At 53.0% G+C, this 6,774-nt stretch carries 6 protein-coding genes, 1 tRNA gene and 1 pseudogene; 3 read left to right on the forward strand and 5 right to left on the reverse strand.

Annotated features, from left to right (window positions below; translation table 11 throughout):
• The 4 genes and pseudogenes from QE270_RS07550 to QE270_RS07565 all read right to left on the reverse strand — a co-directional run.
• A pseudogene (locus QE270_RS07550) lies at positions 1 to 1,137 on the reverse strand (VirB4 family type IV secretion/conjugal transfer ATPase); the annotation flags it as partial.
• A 3-nt stretch (positions 1,138 to 1,140) separates the two neighbouring features.
• Positions 1,141 to 1,425, reverse strand: a complete 285-nt coding sequence (locus QE270_RS07555; RefSeq protein ID WP_300037514.1) for a VirB3 family type IV secretion system protein — start codon at positions 1,423 to 1,425, stop codon at positions 1,141 to 1,143.
• A gap of 3 nt (positions 1,426 to 1,428) precedes the next feature.
• Complete coding sequence (locus QE270_RS07560; protein ID WP_300037517.1) at positions 1,429 to 1,749, reverse strand: TrbC/VirB2 family protein; 321 nt, start codon at positions 1,747 to 1,749, stop codon at positions 1,429 to 1,431.
• A 5-nt stretch (positions 1,750 to 1,754) separates the two neighbouring features.
• Positions 1,755 to 2,327, reverse strand: a complete 573-nt coding sequence (locus tag QE270_RS07565; RefSeq protein WP_300037520.1) for a lytic transglycosylase domain-containing protein — start codon at positions 2,325 to 2,327, stop codon at positions 1,755 to 1,757.
• Positions 2,328 to 2,575: 248 nt separating this feature from the next.
• Between QE270_RS07565 and QE270_RS07570 the strand changes: the two genes are divergently transcribed.
• The 3 genes from QE270_RS07570 (at position 2,576) to QE270_RS07580 (ending at position 6,480) form a co-directional block, all read left to right on the forward strand.
• A complete protein-coding gene (locus tag QE270_RS07570) occupies positions 2,576 to 4,405 on the forward strand; it encodes a DUF1800 domain-containing protein (RefSeq protein WP_300037523.1) in 1,830 nt (609 codons plus the stop codon).
• A gap of 10 nt (positions 4,406 to 4,415) precedes the next feature.
• Positions 4,416 to 5,849 (forward strand): DUF1501 domain-containing protein, encoded by a 1,434-nt coding sequence (locus QE270_RS07575; RefSeq protein ID WP_300037526.1) that lies wholly within the window; start codon positions 4,416 to 4,418, stop codon positions 5,847 to 5,849.
• Positions 5,850 to 6,273: 424 nt separating this feature from the next.
• The gene (locus QE270_RS07580) at positions 6,274 to 6,480 is read left to right on the forward strand and encodes a hypothetical protein (protein WP_300037528.1); all 207 of its coding nucleotides are present in this window, start codon (positions 6,274 to 6,276) and stop codon (positions 6,478 to 6,480) included.
• Between the two features lie 165 nt (positions 6,481 to 6,645).
• Here the strand turns inward: QE270_RS07580 and QE270_RS07585 are convergent.
• Positions 6,646 to 6,719: transfer RNA gene (locus QE270_RS07585), tRNA-Gln, on the reverse strand.
• Positions 6,720 to 6,774: the final 55 nt, after the last annotated feature.

A 6,774-nucleotide genomic window follows, 5' to 3' on the forward strand; every position in this document is an offset into this window, starting at 1 on the left:
ATTGCCTGGAAACTGGCCCCAAAAGGCGCTTTCGAGATTGAGGTCCTCACGCACGGCGACTGCGCCAATATCGGCCAGTGATGCCTGCACATCGGCCACGGCGGCGTCCAATGCGGCTAAGGTCATGGCGCGTACATGCACGGTCAGATGATGCTCACCATAAGCCGCAGCCCCCCCCGTCAGATCATCTTTCGCACCCAGCAGGCCTTGCCGCAAAGTGGTCGTTTCATCGGAAGCGGCCCGCAACCGGCGGAGCGCAAGCCCAATCCGTTCGTCCGCAATTTGCCGATCGATGAACGCAAAGCTCTCCGTCATGGTCATCTCATGCGGCAGGCGCAGCAGATTATCGAGCATACCCGGTGCGGTATAAGCGGGATAATCCTTGATGGAAACGATGGCGCCAAAACGTGACATGTTGGCGCTAGCGCCTTTCAATTCCAGAGCGTCCAGGCCAAAGCTGATCCGCTTATAAGGCAGATAGTGGCCAGCGTCGCCAGTGGGTTCAAGCACAGGCTGCATTTCGCCATTATACAGCGCCGACAATATCTCAAGCGGTTCGGAACAGATGCCACTTGCGCCATTATATCGGCCGAGCAGGCGGGGCCCATAGCGGGTAAGAGCGGACAGCAGGTTGGTGCGCGCCGCATCCAATTCGCGCAGTTCACGCATTTGGTCGGCCACCCGTTCGGCGCTGTTGCGTGTACCATTGCCCCATTTGGTGAGGCGGTCAAAAAAGCCTATTTTCCCTCGGGCTGGCCGACGGACCAGCATTAACACCATGTCGTTAATGTAGAGCCTTTTGCTGCGCAATTGCTGTTGCCAGGCATCGTCTAAGTCACGGACAAAACCCTCTGGTTGCGCGCCCGATAGCTCGGCCGCCACCTGGCGGCGAATGACGTGGCAGTACAACATCAAGTTGGAGTTCGCGATGCCGCGCATCACCACATCCCGCACTGCCGCCATATGGTTCAGCGTTTCGCTGTCAGCAGTTTCAAAGGCGACACCGTCGACTTGGATCATCTGGATCAGGCCGCCGCTGCGGGTCATCACCGTATGGTCGTCAAAATGCCCAGCATAAGGCAGACGGTCCCCCGCACAGGGGTCCAACGCTGCTGTTTTTTGGGCGACCGTTTTCATATGCTAAGGCCGATAACTGTTGCAGCGCCAAAGGTCATAAGTGCGGGTGCGGCCGCAACGGCTTATTTTCGTAATCCAGAGGTCGAAAATCTGGGGTTCCCGCAAACAGGCCATATAGCCGATAACATGAATGATGGCCGCAGCCGGGATCGCCCAGAAGGAGCGTGTGATCAAGAAAATCTCGGTCGTGACGACAAGATTTATGATAAAATAGCTATAGGTAACGCCGGCAAACATCTGCGGCTGCGTTAATGCCCGGAATATCGGCGTGCGGTTCAGCGGGGTCATGCCCTAACCGCCAACTGCGGCGACACGAATACCCGAGACAATCGCTGTTGCGCCAAAAAGAATAAAGCAGCCAATAATGACAGTGGCACCAAAGCGCCAGTTCATGCGTCCGGTTAGCATCATCAGGCCAACAACAGCGACGGCGATCACGGCAGCTGTCGTTGCGACATTGCCTAGCAGCGTGCCTTGTATCCAGCCAAGCGCATTGACGATTGGTCCGGAACCCTGCGGATCGACATTAGCTACCTGCGCCATCGCCGTTTTGGGTATAGCAAAGGCCAACGCAGCTAAGGTGAAGAAACGGGAGAATTTATATGTCATCATGAACCTCAATATCCTGCGCGATAAGCCGACGTTGCCGACAAACGTTGCATTATTTGGCGGACGTAATTTTGTGTTTCGCGGTAAGGCGGGATGCTTCCATATTTTATCACTGCACCTGGTCCGGCATTGTATGCAGCCAAGGCAAGCGGCACGTTATTACCAAAGCGTTCAAGCTGCTGACGCAGATAAGCTGTCCCACCGATCACATTCTGTTCCACATCATGCGGGTTACGCACACCCAATTGACGCGCAGTGTCCGGCATAAGTTGCATCACACCTACTGCCCCGGCCGTTGAAATGGCGCGCGGGTTATACCGTGACTCTTGCCAAGCAACGGCGTCGACCAGATTGCGGTCAACGCCGAAGCGTGTTGCCGCAACCTGGATATGCTGCCGTACGGCATTTTGTGATTGGGCAGAGTTAGATACGGGTTCTGCTTTGGGGCCATATCGACCGTCCACAACCTGCGACCCGTCCGCCCGCCATACAGACTGGGATATTTCGACAAGGTTGCCATTTTGTTTGCGTTCGAAAACATTTGCGTGCGCAACCGAACAAAATCCCGCGATCGGTAACATTGCAAAAATTGGGAGTGTAAAGCGACTGTCGACCATGTTTTGAGCCTAAATGACACTCGATACCATACCGTTGAGTAATCTCCTATCCCATCCATCGCAACAAAAAAACATTGCCGGCAGTTAAAAAGGGATTAAGATAATACAGCGTCTAGTCGGCGTTGAAAAATTACATTTGTGTTGCAGACAGCGATGTGAACCACTGTCGATCCAAGACTTGGAATTCATCTTGTTTGGTTGGGGGAAGTGTGATGACGCAACCTGAATGCTTAGCTCTTGATGGGACAACAAAATCTGATACCGCCTCGGACACGTTCGCTGCGTCGAAGAGAACTGTCGGTGAAAAATCCCCCGCTATTTTTGCAATCCCCGCCGCCTCATTGGTCGTGGCTGCATGTGGTGGTGGTGGAGCTGATGGCAATTCAATAGCCTCTGTTTTGACACCAAGTGCGCCAGTCGCGAAGACGGCGACCGATGGCGAAGCTGCCCGTTTCATTTTGAAGGCCAGCCTTGCGGCGACGGAACCCGAAATCGCAGATATTCGATCTGTGGGTTTCGTGGCCTGGCTCGATAAACAGATGGACATTCCGATTAGCCAAACAGGCGTCGCCTGGCTGTCATCGCGCGGTTACGATAAAGTGACCGTCGACGAGTATTATAATCAAAACCAGTTCGCGGATTACATGGTTTGGAACCAGTTGATTGCCAGCCCCGACCCCGTTCGTAAAAGATTGGCGTACGCGCTTTCCCAGTTTTTTGTCGTGTCGACCAACGGTATCGAAATCCAATGGCAGTCAAATGCTGTGGCGGCTTATTGGGATGTTCTCAACCGCAATGCTTTGGGTAATTTCCGTCAGTTACTGGAAGACGTAACACTCAACCCCGCAATGGGCGTTTACCTCAGCACGCTCGATAACAGGAAAGAAGATACGCGGACTGGTCGCGTACCCGACGAAAATTATGCGCGTGAAGTTATGCAGCTTTTCACCATTGGTTTGAATGAGCTAAATAATGACGGCACCAAAAAAATCGGAACCACTGGCCAGCCTATCGAAACATATACCAATTCCGATGTATCCAACCTTGCGCGTGTATTTACCGGTTATAGTTACGACTATGCGAACTTGGTCAGAACGCCTTCTGTCCGTTTTCCATCACAATCGGTCGCACCGGTAGAATCTGTAATCAGGCCGATGACAAGCGATACGACCAGATGGTCAAGGCCACAGACCACCAGCGAACATTCCATGCTGGAAAAAACATTTCTGGGCACCACTATTCCGGCCAACACCGATGCTCCAACATCCATGAAACTGGCGCTGGACGCACTTTTCAACCATCCCAATGTGGGCCCATTCTTTTCAAAGCAGATGATCCAGCGTTTGGTGACCAGTAACCCTAGCGCTGGCTATGTTGATCGTGTTGCCAAGATATTTAACAATAATGGTTCGGGCGTTCGTGGCGATCTGCGCGCTGTGTTTAAGGCTATTTTACTTGATGACGAAGCGACAAATGCTACCGGGCTAACGTCGCCGACCTTTGGCAAAGTTCGTGAGCCGGTATTGCGCTTTACACAATGGGCCAGAAATTTCGGTGCCACATCGCGAACAGGTAATTGGACCATCGCAAACCTGTCCAATCCCGGCACCAGCCTGGGTCAAAGCCCCTTGCGTGCGCCGTCTGTGTTTAATTTTTACCGCCCGGGTTATGTCCCTGCCAATACCGCAATCGCAACCAACGCGCTGGTCGCACCTGAATTCCAAATCGTTACCGAAGTGAGTGTTGCCGGCTATATCAACTTCATGGCGTCAACCATCGGATCCGTCAACGGCGTGAACAACGACGTCAAAGCCACTTATACACGCGAGTTAGCGATCGTTTCCGACACGGCGGCCTTACTGAACCGGCTGTCCTTGTTATTGTCCGGAAACCAGCTCACTGACACCACCAAAGCAACGATCAAGGCCGCGCTTGACGCGACGACCGTCACGGACACCAGTGCGTTGGCAGACAAAGAACGACGCGTGTACCTGGCGACACTTCTTGTGTTTGCTTCCCCCGATTATCTCGTCCAAAAATAGGGAGCGCATCGTGCACATTAGCAAAATGGAAGATATTTCGCGGCGCGCTTTTCTTCGCCGCTCTAAACAATTGGCCGTGGCCGGTACCGCGGGTTCGTGGGCCATGGGTCTTGCGGGCATGGGGGAGGCAGCCGCTTTTAGTGCAGGCAATGATTATCGCGCATTGGTCTGCGTATTTTTTAACGGCGGCAACGACCATAACAGCACCTTAATACCCTATGACTCGGCAAATTACGACTTGTATAGCGCCATTCGCGGTGGCGGCCCTGGACAAACTGCAGGCGGCATAACTTTAGCGCGTTCGTCTCTTGCAGCAACGGCGCTCACACCCGCCAACGGCCAAGTGCTGACCAATAATGTTCAATATGCGCTCGCCCCGCAAATGACGCGCATGAAAGCTTTGTTTGATGCAGGTAAATTGGCGCCATTGCTGAATGTCGGTCCGCTTATAGCGCCATTAACTTTGGCCCAATATCAAAGCAGCAATTTGGTGGCAAACCCCCGGCCTGCGAAGCTGTTTTCGCATAATGACCAACAATCGACATGGCAGTCGTCCAAGCCCGAAGGTGCCACCGACGGTTGGGGTGGCCGCATGGGTGACCTTGCCCTATCCAGTAACACCAATTCACTGTTCACCTGCATTTCGGCAGCGGGCAACGCCGTGTTTTTGGCCGGGATGGACGCGATTACCTATCAAGTCTCACCAACCGGAGCGACGTCCATCGGCGGTCTCAAGAGTCCGTTATTTGGCTCTACGGCGGGCAGCAACGCCCTTCGGACGTTGTTGACGCAGTCTAGCAATAATATGTTTGAAGCTGAATATAATAGGGTCGCACGCCGCTCCATTGACGCGGAAACTGTTGTCAATGCGGCGCTCCAGCCGACATCCCTTGCGACGTCATTTCGGCCAGTGTCCGGCACAAACACTTTAGCGGACCAACTTCAAATAGTTGCGCGTATGATCGCGGCGCGCCAAGCGCTGGGCGTCAAGCGCCAAGTGTTTATGGTAAACTTGGGCGGCTTTGACCATCACGACAATTTGATTGTGGGGCACGCAACGCTGATGGACCGTGTCGACTTCGCATTTGACGCGTTCTATCGTGCAACCGTGGAATTGGGTGTCGCTGACAAAGTGACGACATTCACGGCCTCCGATTTTGGCCGCACGCTGCAGTTCAACGGTGATGGATCAGACCATGGCTGGGGCGCGCACCACTTCATCATGGGTGGCGCGGCTAACGGTGGCCGCTATTACGGTGTCGCGCCACAAATCTCGGTTAGGAGCTCAGACCAAGTCGGTCTTGGCCGTTTGCTTCCAACGGTTTCGGTCGATCAATATGCTGCAACACTGGCCACCTGGTTCGGCGTTGCGCCTAGCGAGTTACCAAGCATATCACCCAACATTGGTAGGTTTAACGGCGCTAATTTGGGCTTCATGCAATAACTGCTAGAGCTTTCCTATAGTTCGCGCGCTTGCTGGACATTGAGAGCGTACGACATACGAAAGCCTGTCGATGTTGTTGAACCTACATAGGGATTTTTGTCAATAAGCAATATCGAGCCTCGTTTTGACGGATGGCAGTTCGGCGCAGCGCTTTGTAACGATGTATGCATGAGTTTTGGATTAGTCCGCTTTTGCTCATCTGTCAGAAAATACGGACAGTCTACTTTCGGGCCCAATGTAGTCGTTCAGCTTTGCGCTAGCGCACCTTAACCAAGGTGTGTTTGGTCTAAAGCAGGTAAATTCTGTGCTGTTGCAGAAGAACTAAACAATCGTGCATCAGAGCCAAATGTTCTGACGGTGGCCGCAACCAGCAAGGCAAGCGGCTTATCTTGTAAATGTTCTTTCTTTGTTCCAGTAACATTGGATGCCTCGTAAACGATTCGCCATCATCACATTTGACCCCGACCGCGTTGGGAAACTTAGCTGGCAAGGTGAAGGCACCTCGCTCGCGTGGATTGTCTGGCGGGTTTTATGCGGCTGGACCTATCCAAAGGAACGCGGGATTATCAATATCACCCTGATGGACCAACTACCCGCTAAGCCGCACCCGTCAGAGGATTTGTTGCAGTAGTTTGCAAACCCCACGCCCATCGTGTTCCATGTTGCATGGACAAGCCGAGACACCAAGGGAAACGCCGGAAAAGCGAGGAATTATAGGGGAATATATTGCAACATAAAACAGGCGCTATCACCCGTCTGAAAATAACATAAAACGTTGATTTAAAAGTTTTATTTCTGGTTCCCCGGTAAGGATTCGAACCTCAATAGACGGAGTCAGAGTCCGTAGTCTTACCGTTAGACGACCGGGGAGCAGGTCGTTCCCGCGCGTATATGCTTGTGACCATGCCCGGTCAAGCAGCTGAAT

Source organism: Sphingorhabdus sp. (assembly GCF_029865925.1).
Classification (GTDB): Bacteria; Pseudomonadota; Alphaproteobacteria; order Sphingomonadales; family Sphingomonadaceae; genus Sphingorhabdus_B.

What these genes read in the sequence shown, in the direction of transcription:
- QE270_RS07555 (WP_300037514.1), bottom strand. Translation starts at nt 1,425, where the DNA reads ATGACCCCGCTGAACCGCACGCCGATATTCCGGGCATTAACGCAGCCG.
- QE270_RS07560 (WP_300037517.1), bottom strand. Translation starts at nt 1,749, where the DNA reads ATGATGACATATAAATTCTCCCGTTTCTTCACCTTAGCTGCGTTGGCC.
- QE270_RS07565 (WP_300037520.1), bottom strand. Translation starts at nt 2,327, where the DNA reads ATGTTACCGATCGCGGGATTTTGTTCGGTTGCGCACGCAAATGTTTTC.
- QE270_RS07570 (WP_300037523.1), top strand. Translation starts at nt 2,576, where the DNA reads ATGACGCAACCTGAATGCTTAGCTCTTGATGGGACAACAAAATCTGAT.
- QE270_RS07580 (WP_300037528.1), top strand. Translation starts at nt 6,274, where the DNA reads ATGCCTCGTAAACGATTCGCCATCATCACATTTGACCCCGACCGCGTT.